Genomic DNA, 16,536 nt, shown 5'->3' on the forward strand with positions numbered 1-16,536 from the left:
GTTGGATCCGAAATATCAGCCCATGCCTTTCGTAAGGCTCAGAATAGTGATAAGCGCGAGGGAATGCACCTGCTTTATGCAGGGGCGGCAGCGAGTTGGATGAAAAGAAAACATTTGTAAAGAGTCGCCACATACCCCCAGCTACCCCCAAAACAGCCCTTTCAAATAAATAAGCACTATATCTGAGTAAATAAGCAAAATATTGCCCACTGAATCGGTTCAATAACTGATGTTCAGGTTTCAAGGAGGTTAAATCTGCTCCTTAAGGGGTAACGGTATCTTTTGGGCAAAGTTACATTCCTGAAACGTCATTTCTGTAATGTTGTTAAAATGTGCAGGGTTCCCTGATTTCAATCAAAACCTGTATGGACAGAAGGTGAATACTTTGTTACTTTAGCGCTAAGAACATGAAATTGGTAAGACCAATTTACTCCGGGCTAATGGCAGAGACAGGGAATAATGGCCTACAGCAAAATCCGCCAACCAAAACTATCCGATGTGATTGAGCAGCAGCTGGAGTTCTTGATCCTTGAGGGGACATTGCGCCCCGGTGAAAAACTTCCACCCGAACGCGAGCTGGCTAAGCAGTTCGACGTTTCCCGTCCTTCGCTCCGTGAGGCGATTCAACGTCTCGAAGCCAAGGGCTTGCTGCTTCGTCGCCAGGGCGGCGGAACCTTTGTCCAGAACAGCCTGTGGCAGAGCTTTAGCGACCCGCTGGTCGAACTGCTCTCCGATCATCCTGAATCCCAATTTGACCTGCTTGAGACGCGCCACGCGCTGGAAGGTATTGCCGCCTATTACGCGGCGCTACGCGGCACCGATGAAGACCGGGTGCGTATCCGCGAACTGCACCACGCCATCGAGCTGGCGCAGGAGTCAGGGGATCTCGATGCCGAATCCAGCGCGGTGGTCCAGTATCAAATTGCTGTCACCGAAGCGGCACACAATGTAGTGCTGCTGCATCTGCTACGCTGCATGGAGCCGATGCTAGCCCAGAACGTTCGCCAGAATTTTGAATTGCTCTATGCCCGCAGGGAGATGCTCCCGCTGGTAAGCAAACATCGCACCAGTGTTTTTGAGGCGATTATTGCCAGGGAGCCGGAGCAGGCGCGTGAAGCGTCGCACCGTCACCTGGCATTTATTGAGGAGATATTGCTGGATCGCAGCCGTGAGCAGAGCCGTCGGGAACGCTCAATGCGCAGGCTTCAGCAACGAAAGGACTAGCGTGGTTAGTTAACGCGCGGCAACTAACGCAGAACCTGTCTTATTGTGCTTTTTCACAAAAGCATAATGGGACAGGTTCCAGACAAATCAACGTACTCAGATAGATAAGGAATACCCCCATGTCAGAACGTCTCCAAAATGACGTGGATCCGATCGAAACTCGCGACTGGCAACAGGCGATCGAATCGGTCATCCGTGAAGAAGGTGTTGAGCGCGCTCAGTATCTAATTGAACAGATGCTTTCTGAAGCCCGCAAAGGCGGCGTGAAAGTAGCTGCAGGTGCAGGGGCTAACAACTACGTAAACACGATTGCCGTTGAAGACGAACCGGAATACCCGGGCAATCTGGATCTGGAACGCCGCATTCGTTCTGCAATCCGCTGGAACGCCATCATGACCGTTCTGCGTGCGTCCAAAAAAGATCTGGAGCTGGGCGGCCACATGGCGTCCTTCCAGTCTTCTGCAACCGTTTATGAAGTGTGCTTCAACCACTTCTTCCGCGCGCGCACCGAGAAAGACGGCGGCGACCTGGTATACTTCCAGGGCCATATCTCTCCGGGCGTCTACGCACGTGCCTTCCTGGAAGGTCGTCTGACTGAAGAGCAGATGAACAACTTCCGTCAGGAAGTGCATGGCAACGGCCTCTCCTCTTACCCGCACCCAAAACTGATGCCGGAATTCTGGCAGTTCCCGACCGTATCTATGGGTCTGGGTCCGATCGGTGCGATCTACCAGGCTAAATTCCTGAAATATCTGGAACACCGTGGCCTGAAAGATACCTCTGAACAGACCGTTTACGCCTTCCTGGGCGACGGCGAGATGGATGAGCCAGAATCTAAAGGCGCAATCACCATCGCCACCCGTGAGAAGCTGGACAACCTGTGCTTCATCATCAACTGTAACCTGCAGCGTCTGGATGGTCCGGTAACCGGCAACGGCAAGATCATCAACGAACTGGAAGGCATCTTCGCAGGTGCTGGCTGGAACGTAATCAAGGTGATGTGGGGCGGTCGTTGGGATGAGCTGCTGCGTAAAGACACCAGCGGTAAACTGATCCAGCTGATGAACGAAACCGTTGACGGCGACTATCAGACCTTCAAATCCCGCGACGGCGCTTACGTTCGCGAGCACTTCTTCGGTAAATACCCGGAGACCGCAGCGCTGGTTGCCGACTGGACTGACGAGCAGATCTGGGCCCTGAACCGCGGTGGTCACGATCCGAAGAAAGTCTACGCTGCACTGAAAAAAGCACGCGAAACCAAAGGTAAAGCGACTGTAATCCTGGCCCACACCGTTAAAGGTTACGGCATGGGTGATACCGCCGAAGGTAAAAACATCGCTCACCAGGTTAAGAAAATGAACATGGACGGCGTGCGCTATATCCGCGACCGTTTCAACGTTCCTGTGACCGACGAGCAGGTTGAAAACCTCTCTTACATCACCTTCCCGGAAGGTTCTGAAGAGCACACCTACCTGCACGCCCAGCGTCAGAAGCTGAACGGCTACCTGCCGTCCCGCCAGCCTAACTTCAGCGAGAAGCTGGAGCTGCCTGCGCTGGAAGACTTCAAATCGCTGCTGGAAGAGCAGAACAAAGAGATCTCTACCACTATCGCTTTCGTTCGTGCCCTGAACGTGATGCTGAAGAACAAGTCGATCAAAGATCGTCTGGTTCCGATCATCGCTGACGAAGCGCGTACCTTCGGTATGGAAGGTCTGTTCCGTCAGATCGGTATCTACAGCCCGAACGGCCAGCAGTACACCCCGCAGGACCGTGAGCAGGTTGCGTACTACAAAGAAGACGAGAAAGGTCAGATCTTGCAGGAAGGCATCAACGAGCTGGGCGCAGGTTCCTCCTGGCTGGCTGCGGCGACCTCCTACAGCACCAACAATCTGCCGATGATCCCGTTCTACATCTACTACTCCATGTTCGGTTTCCAGCGTATCGGCGACCTGTGCTGGGCAGCAGGTGACCAGCAGGCACGCGGCTTCCTGATCGGTGGTACTTCCGGTCGTACGACGCTGAACGGCGAAGGTCTGCAGCACGAAGATGGCCACAGCCACATTCAGTCGCTGACTATCCCGAACTGTATCTCCTACGATCCGTCCTACGCTTACGAAGTTGCTGTCATCATGCATGACGGTCTGCAGCGTATGTACGGCGAAGCGCAAGAGAACATTTACTACTACATCACTACGCTGAACGAAAACTACCACATGCCGGCTATGCCGCAGGGTGCAGAGGAAGGTATCCGTAAAGGTATCTACAAACTCGAAACCGTTGAGGGCGCGAAAGGTAAAGTTCAGCTGCTGGGCTCCGGCTCTATCCTGCGTCACGTTCGTGAAGCAGCGCAGATCCTGGCCAACGACTACGGCATCGGCTCTGATGTTTACAGCGTAACCTCCTTCACCGAGCTTGCTCGTGACGGTCAGGACTGTGAGCGTTGGAACATGCTGCACCCGATGGAAACCCCGCGCGTGCCGTACATCGCTCAGGTGATGAACGATGCACCGGCAGTGGCATCCACTGACTATATGAAACTGTTCGCCGAGCAGGTTCGTACTTATGTACCGGCTGATGATTACCGCGTACTGGGTACCGACGGTTTCGGTCGCTCTGACAGCCGTGAAAACCTGCGTCACCACTTCGAAGTGGATGCATCTTACGTGGTTGTAGCAGCGCTGGGCGAACTGGCTAAACGTGGCGACATCGATAAGAAAGTGGTAGCGGAAGCCATCACCAAGTTCAACATCGATGCAGATAAAGTTAACCCGCGTCTGGCATAAGAGGTAAAGAGATAATGGCTATCGAAATCAATGTACCGGACATCGGATCGGACGAAGTAGAGATCACCGAGATTCTGGTCAACGTGGGCGACAAAGTTGAAGCTGAGCAGTCGCTGATCGTCGTAGAGGGTGATAAAGCCTCTATGGAAGTTCCGTCTCCACAGGCTGGCGTTGTTAAAGAGATCAAAGTCTCTGTCGGCGACAAAACCGAGACCGGTAAACTGATCATGATTTTCGATTCCGCCGACGGTGCAGCAGCTGCTGCACCTGCGCAGGAAGAGAAGAAAGAAGCTGCTCCGGCTGCCGCTGCACCAGCAGCCGCTGCTAGCGCGAAAGAAGTGAACGTGCCGGACATCGGCGGTGACGAAGTTGAAGTGACCGAGATCCTGGTGAAAGTCGGCGATACCGTTACCGCTGAGCAGTCCCTGATTGTCGTAGAGGGTGATAAAGCCTCTATGGAAGTCCCGGCACCGTTCGAAGGTACCGTTAAAGAGATCAAGATCAACACCGGTGACAAAGTCTCTACCGGCTCCCTGATCATGATCTTCGACGTTGCGGGCGCTGCCCCGGCTGCCTCTGCTGCCAAACCGGAAGTGAAAGAGCAGGCTGCCGTTGCGCCAGCCGCTGCCGCTGGCGCGAAAGAAGTTCACGTGCCGGACATCGGCGGTGACGAAGTTGAAGTGACTGAAGTGATGGTGAAAGTAGGCGATAAAGTTACCGCTGAGCAGTCACTGATCACCGTAGAAGGCGACAAGGCCTCTATGGAAGTCCCGGCACCGTTCGCCGGTACCGTTAAAGAGATCAAAATCAACACCGGCGACAAAGTCTCTACCGGCTCCCTGATCATGGTCTTCGAAGTAGAAGGCGCTGCGCCTGCTGCTGCTCCGGCCGCTGCCGCTCCGGCACCTGCTGCTGCACCGGCTCAGGCTGCTAAACCGGCTGCTGCTCCGGCTGCTAAAGCGGAAGGCAAGTCTGAGTTCGCTGAGAACGACGCTTACGTCCACGCGACCCCGCTGATCCGCCGCCTGGCGCGCGAGTTCGGTGTGAACCTGGCGAAAGTGAAAGGCACCGGTCGTAAAGGCCGTATCCTGCGCGAAGACGTTCAGGCTTACGTGAAAGACGCCGTTAAGCGTGCTGAGTCTGCACCTGCTGCCGCTACCGGTGGTGGTCTGCCAGGCATGCTGCCGTGGCCGAAAGTGGACTTCAGCAAGTTTGGTGAAGTTGAAGAAGTGGAGCTGGGCCGTATCCAGAAGATCTCTGGTGCGAACCTGAGCCGTAACTGGGTGATGATCCCGCACGTTACCCACTTCGACAAAACCGACATCACCGACCTGGAAGCGTTCCGTAAACAGCAGAACGCCGAAGCTGAGAAGCGTAAACTGGACGTGAAATTCACCCCGGTTGTCTTCATCATGAAGGCCGTTGCCGCTGCCCTGGAGCAGATGCCACGCTTCAACAGCTCTCTGTCCGAAGATGCACAGCGTCTGACGCTGAAGAAATACATCAACATCGGCGTTGCGGTTGATACCCCGAACGGTCTGGTTGTTCCGGTCTTCAAAGACGTGAACAAGAAGAGCGTTACCGAGCTGTCTCGCGAGCTGACCGTGATCTCCAAGAAAGCGCGTGATGGCAAGCTGACCGCTGGCGAAATGCAGGGCGGCTGCTTCACCATCTCCAGCATCGGCGGCCTGGGCACCACCCACTTCGCGCCGATCGTTAACGCGCCGGAAGTGGCTATCCTGGGCGTCTCCAAGTCCGCGATGGAGCCGGTCTGGAACGGGAAAGAGTTCGTACCGCGTCTGATGATGCCGATCTCTCTCTCCTTCGACCACCGCGTGATCGACGGTGCTGATGGTGCGCGTTTCATTACCATCATCAACAACATGCTGAGCGACATTCGCCGCCTGGTGATGTAATCGAAAAGCCGGCCACTCGGCCGGCTTTTTTCTGATAACCTCATGGAGTTTGTGAGGTTATTGGCGAAAGCGATAATTCGTGAGCCGTTTGTTGTTTCATAATTGTTAACAATTTTGTAAACTGCGAGCGGATAGAACGACCCGGTGGACGACGGGTATAAATCAAGAGGTCATGATGAGCACAGAAATCAAAACTCAGGTCGTAGTACTTGGGGCAGGCCCGGCAGGTTATTCCGCAGCGTTTCGTGCAGCGGATTTAGGTCTGGAAACCGTCATCGTAGAACGTTACAGCACCCTCGGTGGTGTTTGTCTGAACGTCGGCTGTATCCCTTCTAAGGCACTGCTGCACGTTGCAAAAGTGATCGAAGAAGCGAAAGCGCTGGCCGAGCACGGCATCGTTTTCGGCGAGCCGAAAACCGACATCGATAAGATCCGTACCTGGAAAGAAAAAGTCATCAACCAGCTGACCGGCGGTCTGGCTGGCATGGCAAAAGGCCGTAAAGTTAAAGTTGTTAACGGCCTGGGCAAATTCACCGGCGCGAACACCCTGGAAGTAGAGGGCGAAAACGGCAAAACCGTGATCAACTTCGACAACGCGATCATCGCAGCAGGCTCCCGTCCGATCGAACTGCCGTTCATTCCGCATGAAGATCCGCGCGTGTGGGACTCCACCGATGCGCTGGAGCTGAAAGAAGTGCCGAAGCGTCTGCTGGTTATGGGCGGCGGCATCATCGGTCTGGAAATGGGTACCGTGTACCATGCGCTGGGTTCAGAGATCGACGTGGTTGAGATGTTCGACCAGGTTATCCCGGCCGCTGACAAAGATATCGTTAAAGTCTTCACCAAACGCATCAGCAAGAAGTTCAACCTGATGCTGGAAACCAAAGTGACCGCCGTTGAAGCGAAAGAAGACGGCATCTACGTTTCCATGGAAGGCAAAAAAGCCCCGGCTGAAGCGCAGCGTTACGACGCGGTGCTGGTCGCTATCGGCCGCGTGCCGAACGGTAAAAACCTCGACGCAGGCAAAGCTGGCGTGGAAGTGGACGACCGTGGTTTCATCCGCGTTGACAAACAGCTGCGCACCAACGTACCGCACATCTTTGCCATCGGCGATATCGTCGGTCAGCCGATGCTGGCGCACAAAGGTGTTCACGAAGGTCACGTTGCCGCTGAAGTTATCGCCGGCATGAAACACTACTTCGATCCGAAAGTGATCCCGTCTATCGCCTACACCGAGCCAGAAGTTGCCTGGGTTGGCCTGACCGAGAAAGAAGCGAAAGAGAAAGGCATCAGCTACGAAACCGCCACCTTCCCGTGGGCTGCTTCTGGCCGTGCTATCGCTTCCGACTGCGCAGACGGTATGACCAAGCTGATCTTCGACAAAGAGACTCACCGCGTTATCGGTGGTGCGATTGTCGGTACTAACGGCGGCGAGCTGCTGGGTGAGATCGGTCTGGCTATCGAAATGGGCTGTGACGCGGAAGATATCGCGCTCACCATCCATGCGCACCCGACCCTGCACGAATCCGTGGGTCTGGCGGCAGAAGTGTTCGAAGGTAGCATCACCGACCTGCCGAACGCGAAAGCCAAGAAGAAATAAGTTTCTTAATGCTTGCTAAACGCCTCTCCTGAGGCGTTTTTTTTTGCCTTAAAACTACCCGAATTGGTAGGCATCTCTTTGATATTTAGCCTAAATTTTTTTGCTTAGCTGCCGATACTTTTTTCACCATTGTGTGGCTACTGGCCGCGCGGTTAAGAGGTTTGCACTCTTTACTACACGAAAAAAGGAAAACAGATGTCTTTAAAGAAAGTTGCGGTAATTGGCTTAGTGGCGGCGGCGATGACGCTGACGGGATGTGGCGCGATGACCACCGCAGTGAAAAAACGTAATCTGGAAGTGAAAACCCAGATGAGCGAAACCGTCTGGCTTGAGCCTTCCAACGAAAAAACGGTCTATATCCAGGTTAAAAATACGTCAGATAAAGATATGAGCAACCTGCAAACCCTGCTGGCTAACGACCTGATTGCCAAAGGCTACAAAGTGACAAGCTCACCCGACAGCGCTTACTACTGGGTTCAGGCGAACGTACTGAAGGCAGACAAAATGGACCTGCGCGAAGCCCAGAGCTTCCTGAATACCGGCTACGAAGGTGCTGTCGCGGGTGCTGCACTGGGTGCAGGCATTACTGCCTATAACAGTAACTCTTCCGGCGCGGCGCTGGGCGTAGGGCTGGCCGCGGGTCTGATTGGCATGGCGGCCGATGCGATGGTGGAGGATGTTAACTACACCATGGTAACCGACCTGCAGATCTCCGAGCGCAGCAAAGCGAAGGTGACAACTGATAATATTGCGGCGCTGCGTCAGGGTACGTCTGGCGTGAAGCTGCAGACCAGCACTGCGCAGGGCGATCGTGCGAAATATCAGACTCGCGTTGTTTCCAATGCCAACAAAGTGAACCTCAAGTTTGAAGAAGCGAAACCGGTTCTGGAAGCGCAGCTGGCGAAGTCTGTGGCGAACATCCTGTAAATCTGGTTGAAATTGCCGGGTGGCGCGTGCGCTTACCCGGCCTACGGCTCTACCTCGCTTACGGAGCTACGAGCTGCCAGGTTTTATCGGGGTGGTAAGCGCTTAGCGCCTGCGCTTTCTCCCGGGAGTCGCTGCCCAGATCTTTCTGGTATACCTGGTCATCCTGACTCACCATAAAGCTCATTACGCCGGTTTTCTCCCACTCTACCGGCCACGCTAGCAGAGCAAACCCGTGGGCACTGTCGCTCTGGATAATGCGAAAATGGTAGCCGTGATAGCCTACGCCTGGCTCGCCTGGGCTAAATGCCGGGCCTAGCGGACTGGGCGCCTCTCCGGGCTGTACCGGCCAGTAGAGACCGTCCTGCTGGCCTTCACTGCTGATAAGCTTCGTGGCATACGTCTGCTTGCGCTGCCGGTAGTCATACTGGGCGTCAACATAGGCATGCATGGCTTCAATCGCCGACAGCTCGTTGCGGCCAATGGCACGGGTGAGGATCTCCTCCTGGGCAGCGGGCATATCGAAGTGCCAGCCTCCCGCGATTTTGACTATCGGAATCGGCAGCTGCCACCCCGTATCGCCTACGTTGAGATGGGCTACGTTCTCTTGCTCGACGACCTCATGCTTTACCGCCCAGTCGCGGTTAAAGCGCGCGATGGCCTCGTGATCGACCTCATTCTGCGGTAGATACTGTCGCCAGTCATCGCCCAGTACGGCGGCGAGCTGGGCCTCATTCTGATCGGCCACCGCCGCCGCAAAGGCTTTGGCCGCCTCGTCCGGGGAGGAGAAAAGCTGCTGGGCATAGCTCATCATCGGCAGCGAGAGCAGCAGGGTGCTTAGCAGGATTTTTTTCATTGTCGGCTCCGGTTAACGACGTTGAAACTCGCGGCGTTCAGACGGGCCTTCACGCCCGGCGCGACGCTGTTCAAGGTTGCTACTGCTGATGCGGCGGCTCTGCTGGCCGCGTAGCTGCTGCGCCTGCCACGACGGCGAGCGGCTATCGTTGCCGCTAAAGGCGTTCGCGCGGTTGTTCGCCAGGCGCTGCTCCCGCTGTGGAGACGCAGGAACGGGCCGCTGGTGCATCTCTCTGGTCACCCTCTGCTTCGGCTGGATGTTCTCTTTAGCCGATCTCTGTTTCGCCTTCTGGGCAGGACGCGGCGTGTCGCTATCGTAGCCGCGATAGTTATTACGCTGGGCAATCTGGTTTAGCTGCTGTGAGGCGGCCTTGCGCTGGGCGTCACGGGAGGAGACGCCCGCCACGCTGCTGGTCGGGGCGTGGTTGCGCTGTTCAAGCTGCGCCATAGCTGCCTGGCGCTGGCTATCCCGTGAGGCGACCGGTTGCTGCGTGGCGCTCAGTCCGCCACTGACGTCAGTGGGATGAAAACGCTGGGCTACCGCGCTGTTCTGGTAGGGAACGCCGTTGCGGTAGGCCGGGTTATGCTGCCAGGTCATGTTCTGCTCTTTCAGATTCTGCCCTGAGATGCGGTTAAAGTTATCGACGTTAATATTGATATTGTCCCCGTTATGCTGATAGCCGTTGCCGTGATAGCCACCGTCATGGTGATCGTCATCGTGGTGATGATGGTCGTCATCATCCCAGTCGATGTTGCTAAACAGTGCATAAGTGGTGGCGACGCCGAGGCTATAGCCGAAGCCTTTAACGAAGCTCTCCCCGAACTGCTGGCCGGGAGGGGGCGGCAGATAGACCGGCGGATAGGCCGTGTTCGGCCAGCTGCCGTAGACCGTGGCCGGGTTATAGTTGGGGACGTAAACCACCTGTGGATCGGCAGGCTCAATTTTGATTACCGTTGGCGCGGGCGCTGCCGCGCTGCCGCTTTGCGCTGTTGCAGGTGTTTCGGTTTTCTTCGGCGTGCTGCTGACCGTCTGCTGCGGCGTCGATTTTAGCGCCCCGGTCTGTTGGGCCAGCTGCCGTAAACGCTGCACGGAGTCCATGACGTCCTGCGGCTGGGCAAGGAACGCATCCCCAAGATTCTGTACCCACTCCGGATTCTCGCCCATCAGCGCCATCAGCTGGGGAAAAGCCACCAGCGACTTCACGCTCGGGTCCCAGGGCTGGCCAGAGACCGCCTGGATAGCCGCATCGCCCTCCAGGGTTGGGTTATCTCGTGACCACTGCACCGCCTGCACGACGTTGGCCGGGTAGGTAGCGGCCATTAATACCTGCGAGAGCAGCGGATCGGGGTAGAGCGCCACCGGTGCGACCCACTGATCGATCTGCGCCGAGGTGAAAGCGGGTTTCACTGCCGGTGTGGTTATGGGGGCCGTCTGGGGCGGGGAAGCCGCAGGCGCTGTCTGGACAGGCGTTTCGGGCGTGCGGCTTTTGACATACAGCACGCCCGAGGCGGCAAAGAGCCCGGCGCTGCACACGAGGGCCAGCGCAGCATATTTAAAGGGCAGGGTCATTTTCTCTCTCCCGATTTCCACAGAAATCGCAGGGTCTGGTATATCTTCAGTATGAGAGAGAAGCCGCTTTCTTTTTTGATTAATGTTGCGGGAAGAGGCGATGGTTAAAAGGGCAGCTAAAAATCCCTTTATCGCGAATGGATAAAGGGCATTAGTTGAACCTTAACGATTCAGCCAATATTTAATGTTGCTTTTTTGTAAACAGATTAACACCCCCTCTAAATCCTGATATGCTGCCCAAGCGGTATCGGGCATTACCCTACAAACGACTGTTTCACAGGAGCGCGAAGAGATCGCCTGCCGCACTATGACAATGAGAGCGAGGAGAAATACCGTCGTGCTAGAAGAATACCGTAAGCACGTAGCCGAACGTGCCGCCCAGGGAATTGTACCCAAGCCTGTAGATGCTACCCAAATGGCCGCACTGGTCGAGCTGCTGAAAACCCCACCAGCGGGTGAAGAAGAGTTCCTGTTAGATCTGCTGTCCAACCGTGTTCCGCCGGGCGTTGATGAAGCCGCGTATGTTAAAGCGGGCTTCCTGGCTGCTATCGTAAAAGGTGAAACCACCTCGCCGCTGATCTCTGCGGAAAAAGCCGTCGAGCTGCTTGGTACCATGCAGGGTGGTTACAACATCCATCCGCTCATTGAAGCACTGGACAACGACGCTCTGGCCCCGATTGCCGCGAAAGCGCTCTCCCACACGCTGCTGATGTTCGATAACTTCTACGATGTGGAAGAGAAAGCGAAAGCGGGCAACGCGCACGCCCAGCAGGTGATGCTCTCCTGGGCCAACGCGGAGTGGTTCCTGAGCCGTCCGCCGCTGGCTGAAAAGATTACCGTTACCGTCTTCAAAGTAACCGGTGAAACCAACACCGATGACCTCTCTCCGGCACCGGATGCCTGGTCACGCCCGGATATCCCGCTGCACGCCCTGGCGATGCTGAAAAACCCCCGCGAAGGCATTGTGCCGGACGTGGTGGGTGCCGTTGGCCCGATCAAGCAGATTGAAGAGCTGAACAAAAAAGGTTTCCCGCTGGCCTACGTCGGTGACGTGGTTGGTACCGGTTCCTCCCGTAAATCCGCTACCAACTCGGTGCTGTGGTTTATGGGCGACGACATTCCGTTTGTGCCGAACAAGCGCGGCGGCGGTCTGGTGCTGGGCGGCAAAATCGCGCCCATCTTCTTCAACACCATGGAAGATGCGGGTGCGCTGCCAATCGAAGTGGACGTAAACAGCCTGAACATGGGCGACGTGATTGACGTCTATCCGTTCAAAGGCGAAGTGCGCAACCACGAAACCGGCGAGCTGCTGGCCAACTTTGAGCTGAAAACCGACGTGCTGATCGACGAAGTGCGCGCCGGGGGCCGTATTCCGCTGATCATCGGCCGTGGCCTGACCACCAAGGCGCGTGAAGCGCTGGGCATGCCGCACAGCGACGTCTTCCGCAGCGCGAAAGCGGTTGAAGCCAGCAACAAAGGCTTCTCGCTGGCGCAAAAAATGGTGGGCCGCGCCTGTGGCGTGACTGGTATTCGTCCTGGCGAATACTGCGAACCGAAAATGACTTCGGTTGGCTCGCAGGACACCACCGGTCCAATGACCCGTGACGAACTGAAAGATCTGGCCTGCCTCGGCTTCTCTGCTGACCTCGTGATGCAGTCCTTCTGCCACACGGCGGCCTATCCGAAGCCGGTTGACGTGACGACGCACCATACGCTGCCAGACTTCATTATGAACCGTGGCGGCGTGTCGCTGCGCCCGGGCGATGGCATCATTCACTCGTGGCTGAACCGTATGCTGCTGCCGGACACCGTCGGCACCGGCGGCGACTCCCACACCCGCTTCCCGGTAGGGATCTCCTTCCCGGCAGGCTCTGGTCTGGTGGCATTTGCCGCTGCGACCGGTGTGATGCCGCTGGATATGCCGGAATCGGTGCTGGTGCGCTTCAAAGGCACGATGCAGCCGGGCATAACCCTGCGCGACCTGGTGCATGCTATCCCGCTGTACGCTATTCGCCAGGGCCTGCTGACCGTTGAGAAGAAAGGTAAGAAAAACATCTTCTCTGGCCGTATCCTCGAGATCGAAGGTCTGCCGGAGCTGAAAGTAGAGCAGGCCTTTGAACTGGCCGATGCCTCTGCCGAGCGTTCTGCTGCTGGCTGTACCATCAAGCTGGATAAAGCGCCGATTACCGAATACCTGACCTCTAACATCGTGCTGCTGAAGTGGATGATTGCGGAAGGCTACGGCGATCGCCGTACCATCGAGCGCCGTATCCAGGGCATGGAGAAGTGGCTGGCGGATCCGCAGCTGCTGGAAGCCGATGCCGACGCCGAGTATGCGGCGGTGATCGAGATCGATCTGGCGGATATCAAAGAGCCAATCCTCTGCGCACCGAACGATCCGGATGATGCTCGTCTGCTCTCTGATGTGGCTGGTGAGAAGATTGACGAAGTGTTTATCGGTTCGTGCATGACCAACATTGGTCACTTCCGCGCCGCCGGTAAGCTGCTGGATAGCCATAAAGGCCAGCTGCCGACCCGCCTGTGGGTCGCGCCGCCAACCCGTATGGATGCTGCCCAGCTGACGGAAGAGGGCTACTACAGCGTCTTCGGTAAGAGCGGGGCGCGTATTGAGATCCCAGGCTGCTCGCTCTGCATGGGTAACCAGGCGCGCGTGGCCGATGGTTCAACGGTAGTGTCGACCTCGACGCGTAACTTCCCGAACCGTCTGGGTACCGGCGCGAACGTCTTCCTCGCATCTGCGGAGCTGGCAGCGGTCTCCTCGCTGCTGGGTAAACTGCCGACACCGGACGAGTACCAGATCTTCATGGCGCAGGTCGATAAGACGGCGGTAGATACCTATCGCTATCTGAACTTTGACCAGCTCGGTCAGTACACCGAAAAAGCAGATGGCGTGATCTTCCAGACCGCCGTGTAAGCAAGACCAGATCATCTGCCAGCATAAAACCCCTTCGGCTTCCGGAGGGGTTTTTTATTTCTCATCCTTCTCCCCGTTACGCTGTTTTTCTTCTCCGCGACTGCGATAATTACACTATTGCGGATGTGAGGAAAAAAACATGGATTACGAATTCTTACGCGACATTACGGGCCAGGTGAAAGTGCGCATGTCGATGGGCCACGAGGTGGTCGGACACTGGTTTAATGAAGAGGTAAAAGAGAACCTGGCCCTGCTGGATGAGGTGGAGCAGGCGGCAAAAACCGTCAAGGGGAGCGAGCGCCAGTGGCAGCGGATTGGCCATGAGTATACCCTCTGGATGGATGGAGAAGAGGTGATTATCCGCGCCAACCAGCTGGAGTTTTCCGGGGATGAGATCGAAGAGGGAATGAGCTACTACGATGAAGAGAGCCTGTCGCTGTGCGGCGTCGAGGATTTTCTCCAGGTCGTCACGGCGTACCGTAAATTTATTCAGCAAAAGTGATCGGTCGGAGCGTCCCTGCTCCGACTTTAGCAGCGATTACACGGCGGGAATATTGCGCGCGTAGTAGATCTCGCGCATCTCTTTCCACAGCGATTCGGTAATGGCTTCCCGCTCTTCGGCGGTGAGATCTTCCGGGCGGGTGTGGAACATATAGTGCTTCAGGTCGAACTCTTTCAGCATCATCTTGGTATGGAAGATGTTCTCCTGATAGACGTTCACGTCCACCATGTCATACAGCGCCTTCATATCCTCAGAGAGGAAGTTCTGAATCGAGTTGATCTCATGGTCGATGAAATGCTTCATGCCGTTGATGTCGCGGGTAAAGCCGCGCACGCGGTAATCAACGGTGACGATATCTGACTCAAGCTGGTGGATCAGGTAGTTCAGCGCTTTCAGCGGGGAGATGACGCCGCAGGTAGAGACCTCAATATCAGCGCGGAAGGTGCACAGGCCGCCTTCAGGGTGGCTCTCCGGATAGGTGTGCACGCAGATATGACTCTTATCGAGGTGGGCTACCACCGTCTCCGGCAGCGGGCCGGGGTGGGCGGTTTTATCAATCAGGGTCGGATCGACCGGCTCTTCGCTCACCAGAATGGTCACGCTGGCCCCCTGTGGCTCGTAGTCCTGGCGGGCAACGTTGAGAATATTTGCGCCAATGATTGAGCAGGTCTCCGTCAGGATCTCCGTCAGGCGATTGGCGTTATAGAGTTCGTCGATATAGGCAATATAGCCGTCACGCTCTTCGGCGGTTTTGGCATAACAGATATCGTAGATACAAAAACTCAGGCTTTTTGTCAGGTTGTTAAAGCCATGCAGTTTCAGCTTTTTCAATTTTCATCACCTCCTGAGGAGAGCGCGTCTAACAGATATTGCGGCAGGGCGAAGGATGCCGTATGAATGGCCGGGTTGTAGTAGCGGCAGGTCAGGGCAGCATTGTGGAAGCGGGCCTGAATAATCTCGGTGGAGAGATTGCGCAGGATCTCGTTGTCCGTCGCCCAGGCGAAGGTCATGATGCCGCCGTAGTAGGTAGGCACCGCCGCCTGGTAGAAGCTGACGTCGCTAAAGTAGTGGCTCAGCTTCTTGTGGCTGCCTACCGCCTCATCCTGCTGCAGGAAGCTTACGCCGTTCTGGGCAACGAAGATCCCACCCGGATTCAGGCAGCGCTTGCAGCCGGCGTAGAAGTCGGAGGTAAACAGGCTCTCGCCAGGCCCCACCGGATCGGTGCAGTCAGAGATAATGACGTCAAAGGTTTGCGCGGTCTGGTTGACGAAATTGACGCCGTCATCAATCACCAGCGTAAAGCGCGGATCGTCGTAGCTGCCCGCGTTGTGATTCGGCAGATACTGGCGGCAGAATGAAACCACCCCTTCGTCGATCTCCACCATGGTGATGGTTTCAACATTTTTATGTCGGCTCACTTCGCGCAGCATTGCGCCGTCGCCGCCGCCGATGATCAGCACGTGCTTCGCCTGGCCGTGGGCCAGCAGCGGAACGTGGGTCATCATTTCGTGATAGATAAACTCGTCACGCTCGGTGGTCTGGACAACGCCGTCCAGCGCCATGACGCGGCCAAAGGCGGCGTTTTCAAAGATGATCAGATCCTGGTGATCGGTCTTTTCGTGGTAGAGCACGTTATCAACGGCAAAGTACTGACCAAACTGGTCATGCAGCGTTTCATGCCACGGGCGGGTATCAGCCATGCATCCTCCTTCGTTAACATCCACACAAAATGGGCGCAACATCATAGCTAACTATAGCCGCTGATGCACGGCTATAACTTCAGCAGGAGAGGAGGGTTTACGTTACTTGACGTAGGCCAGCAGGCTGAGGGAGTCCCGGGCCAGCGCTTTGCATTTTTTGGCAACCGGAATACCGATGCCGCTAAGATCGCGATAGCTGTCCTCGCCGAGGGATTTCATATCAAAGGTGTCGTAGTTACTCAGATCCCACTGGTTCTGCTGGGCAAAGAAGACCAGCGCCCGGCGGATCTGGCCATTCGGTAAATTCTGGTAACCACAGTCGTTTTTCAGAAACACGAAAACTGCCGTAAGATCGGCCATGTCCTCCGCTTCAGACTCGCTGAGCGCGTAACTATTTGCTGACATCGCCAGCAGGCTGGTGAACACAACGGTTCTGAAAAACATCTTCATTCTTCTTACCAAAACATCACGGAAATTAAACGTTAGCATACTTGTGGGTAAGGCGACGATCTTTATTATTCGCCTTT

General features: G+C 55.9%; 12 protein-coding genes. 7 read left to right on the plus strand and 5 right to left on the minus strand.

Going from position 1 to position 16,536, the window contains the following annotated elements:
• The first annotated feature begins 459 nt into the window (after window positions 1-459).
• The 5 genes from pdhR to traT all read left to right on the plus strand — a co-directional run bounded on the left by pdhR (window position 460) and on the right by traT (window position 8,450).
• Window positions 460-1,224, plus strand: coding sequence for a pyruvate dehydrogenase complex transcriptional repressor PdhR (pdhR, locus tag RTM13_RS11630; protein WP_103820692.1), 765 nt, complete (start codon window positions 460-462; stop codon window positions 1,222-1,224).
• A 119-nt stretch (window positions 1,225-1,343) separates the two neighbouring features.
• On the plus strand, window positions 1,344-4,007 hold the full coding sequence (gene aceE, locus RTM13_RS11635) for a pyruvate dehydrogenase (acetyl-transferring), homodimeric type (RefSeq protein ID WP_312212172.1): 2,664 nt from the start codon (window positions 1,344-1,346) through the stop codon (window positions 4,005-4,007).
• Window positions 4,008-4,021: 14 nt separating this feature from the next.
• Window positions 4,022-5,923 carry a pyruvate dehydrogenase complex dihydrolipoyllysine-residue acetyltransferase gene (gene aceF / locus RTM13_RS11640; RefSeq protein ID WP_312212173.1) on the plus strand — a complete coding sequence of 634 codons (1,902 nt, stop codon included), beginning with the start codon at window positions 4,022-4,024 and terminating at the stop codon, window positions 5,921-5,923.
• 175 nt (window positions 5,924-6,098) lie between these two features.
• Window positions 6,099-7,523 carry a dihydrolipoyl dehydrogenase gene (lpdA, locus tag RTM13_RS11645; protein WP_312212222.1) on the plus strand — a complete coding sequence of 475 codons (1,425 nt, stop codon included), beginning with the start codon at window positions 6,099-6,101 and terminating at the stop codon, window positions 7,521-7,523.
• Between the two features lie 195 nt (window positions 7,524-7,718).
• A complete protein-coding gene (gene traT, locus RTM13_RS11650; protein ID WP_312212174.1) occupies window positions 7,719-8,450 on the plus strand; it encodes a complement resistance protein TraT in 732 nt (243 codons plus the stop codon).
• Window positions 8,451-8,508: 58 nt separating this feature from the next.
• Here traT and RTM13_RS11655 read toward each other — a convergent pair whose 3' ends face one another.
• Window positions 8,509-9,303 (minus strand): DUF2950 family protein, encoded by a 795-nt coding sequence (locus RTM13_RS11655; RefSeq protein ID WP_312212175.1) that lies wholly within the window; start codon window positions 9,301-9,303, stop codon window positions 8,509-8,511.
• 12 nt (window positions 9,304-9,315) lie between these two features.
• Window positions 9,316-10,872 (minus strand): DUF3300 domain-containing protein, encoded by a 1,557-nt coding sequence (locus RTM13_RS11660; RefSeq protein WP_312212176.1) that lies wholly within the window; start codon window positions 10,870-10,872, stop codon window positions 9,316-9,318.
• 337 nt (window positions 10,873-11,209) lie between these two features.
• Here RTM13_RS11660 and acnB point away from each other — a divergent pair, with 337 nt between their 5' ends.
• Together acnB and yacL are read left to right on the plus strand one after the other, a co-directional pair.
• A complete protein-coding gene (acnB, locus tag RTM13_RS11665; protein WP_312212177.1) occupies window positions 11,210-13,807 on the plus strand; it encodes a bifunctional aconitate hydratase 2/2-methylisocitrate dehydratase in 2,598 nt (865 codons plus the stop codon).
• Between the two features lie 139 nt (window positions 13,808-13,946).
• On the plus strand, window positions 13,947-14,309 hold the full coding sequence (gene yacL / locus RTM13_RS11670; protein WP_222889614.1) for a protein YacL: 363 nt from the start codon (window positions 13,947-13,949) through the stop codon (window positions 14,307-14,309).
• Between the two features lie 36 nt (window positions 14,310-14,345).
• Here the strand turns inward: yacL and speD are convergent, their stop codons facing one another.
• The 3 genes from speD to RTM13_RS11685 all read right to left on the minus strand — a co-directional run bounded on the left by speD (window position 14,346) and on the right by RTM13_RS11685 (window position 16,459).
• Entirely contained in the window at window positions 14,346-15,140 is a 795-nt protein-coding gene (gene speD / locus RTM13_RS11675) for an adenosylmethionine decarboxylase (protein WP_042390548.1), read from the minus strand.
• Window positions 15,137-16,009: a polyamine aminopropyltransferase gene (speE, locus tag RTM13_RS11680; RefSeq protein WP_312212178.1), complete on the minus strand. Its 873-nt coding sequence runs from the start codon at window positions 16,007-16,009 to the stop codon at window positions 15,137-15,139. The genes speD and speE overlap by 4 nt, the downstream gene beginning before the upstream one ends.
• A 102-nt stretch (window positions 16,010-16,111) precedes the next feature.
• Window positions 16,112-16,459, minus strand: coding sequence for a YacC family pilotin-like protein (locus tag RTM13_RS11685; protein WP_103820681.1), 348 nt, complete (start codon window positions 16,457-16,459; stop codon window positions 16,112-16,114).
• Window positions 16,460-16,536: the final 77 nt, after the last annotated feature.

The sequence above is a fragment of the Pseudescherichia sp. genome (assembly GCF_031979925.1).
Classification (GTDB): Bacteria; Pseudomonadota; Gammaproteobacteria; order Enterobacterales; family Enterobacteriaceae; genus Pseudescherichia.

Bases quoted from the DNA above. Each gene is read 5' to 3' on its own strand.
- pdhR (WP_103820692.1), top strand. From the start codon at position 460: ATGGCCTACAGCAAAATCCGCCAACCAAAACTATCCGATGTGATTGAG.
- aceE (WP_312212172.1), top strand. From the start codon at position 1,344: ATGTCAGAACGTCTCCAAAATGACGTGGATCCGATCGAAACTCGCGAC.
- aceF (WP_312212173.1), top strand. From the start codon at position 4,022: ATGGCTATCGAAATCAATGTACCGGACATCGGATCGGACGAAGTAGAG.
- lpdA (WP_312212222.1), top strand. From the start codon at position 6,099: ATGAGCACAGAAATCAAAACTCAGGTCGTAGTACTTGGGGCAGGCCCG.
- traT (WP_312212174.1), top strand. From the start codon at position 7,719: ATGTCTTTAAAGAAAGTTGCGGTAATTGGCTTAGTGGCGGCGGCGATG.
- RTM13_RS11655 (WP_312212175.1), bottom strand. From the start codon at position 9,303: ATGAAAAAAATCCTGCTAAGCACCCTGCTGCTCTCGCTGCCGATGATG.
- RTM13_RS11660 (WP_312212176.1), bottom strand. From the start codon at position 10,872: ATGACCCTGCCCTTTAAATATGCTGCGCTGGCCCTCGTGTGCAGCGCC.
- yacL (WP_222889614.1), top strand. From the start codon at position 13,947: ATGGATTACGAATTCTTACGCGACATTACGGGCCAGGTGAAAGTGCGC.
- speE (WP_312212178.1), bottom strand. From the start codon at position 16,009: ATGGCTGATACCCGCCCGTGGCATGAAACGCTGCATGACCAGTTTGGT.
- RTM13_RS11685 (WP_103820681.1), bottom strand. From the start codon at position 16,459: ATGAAGATGTTTTTCAGAACCGTTGTGTTCACCAGCCTGCTGGCGATG.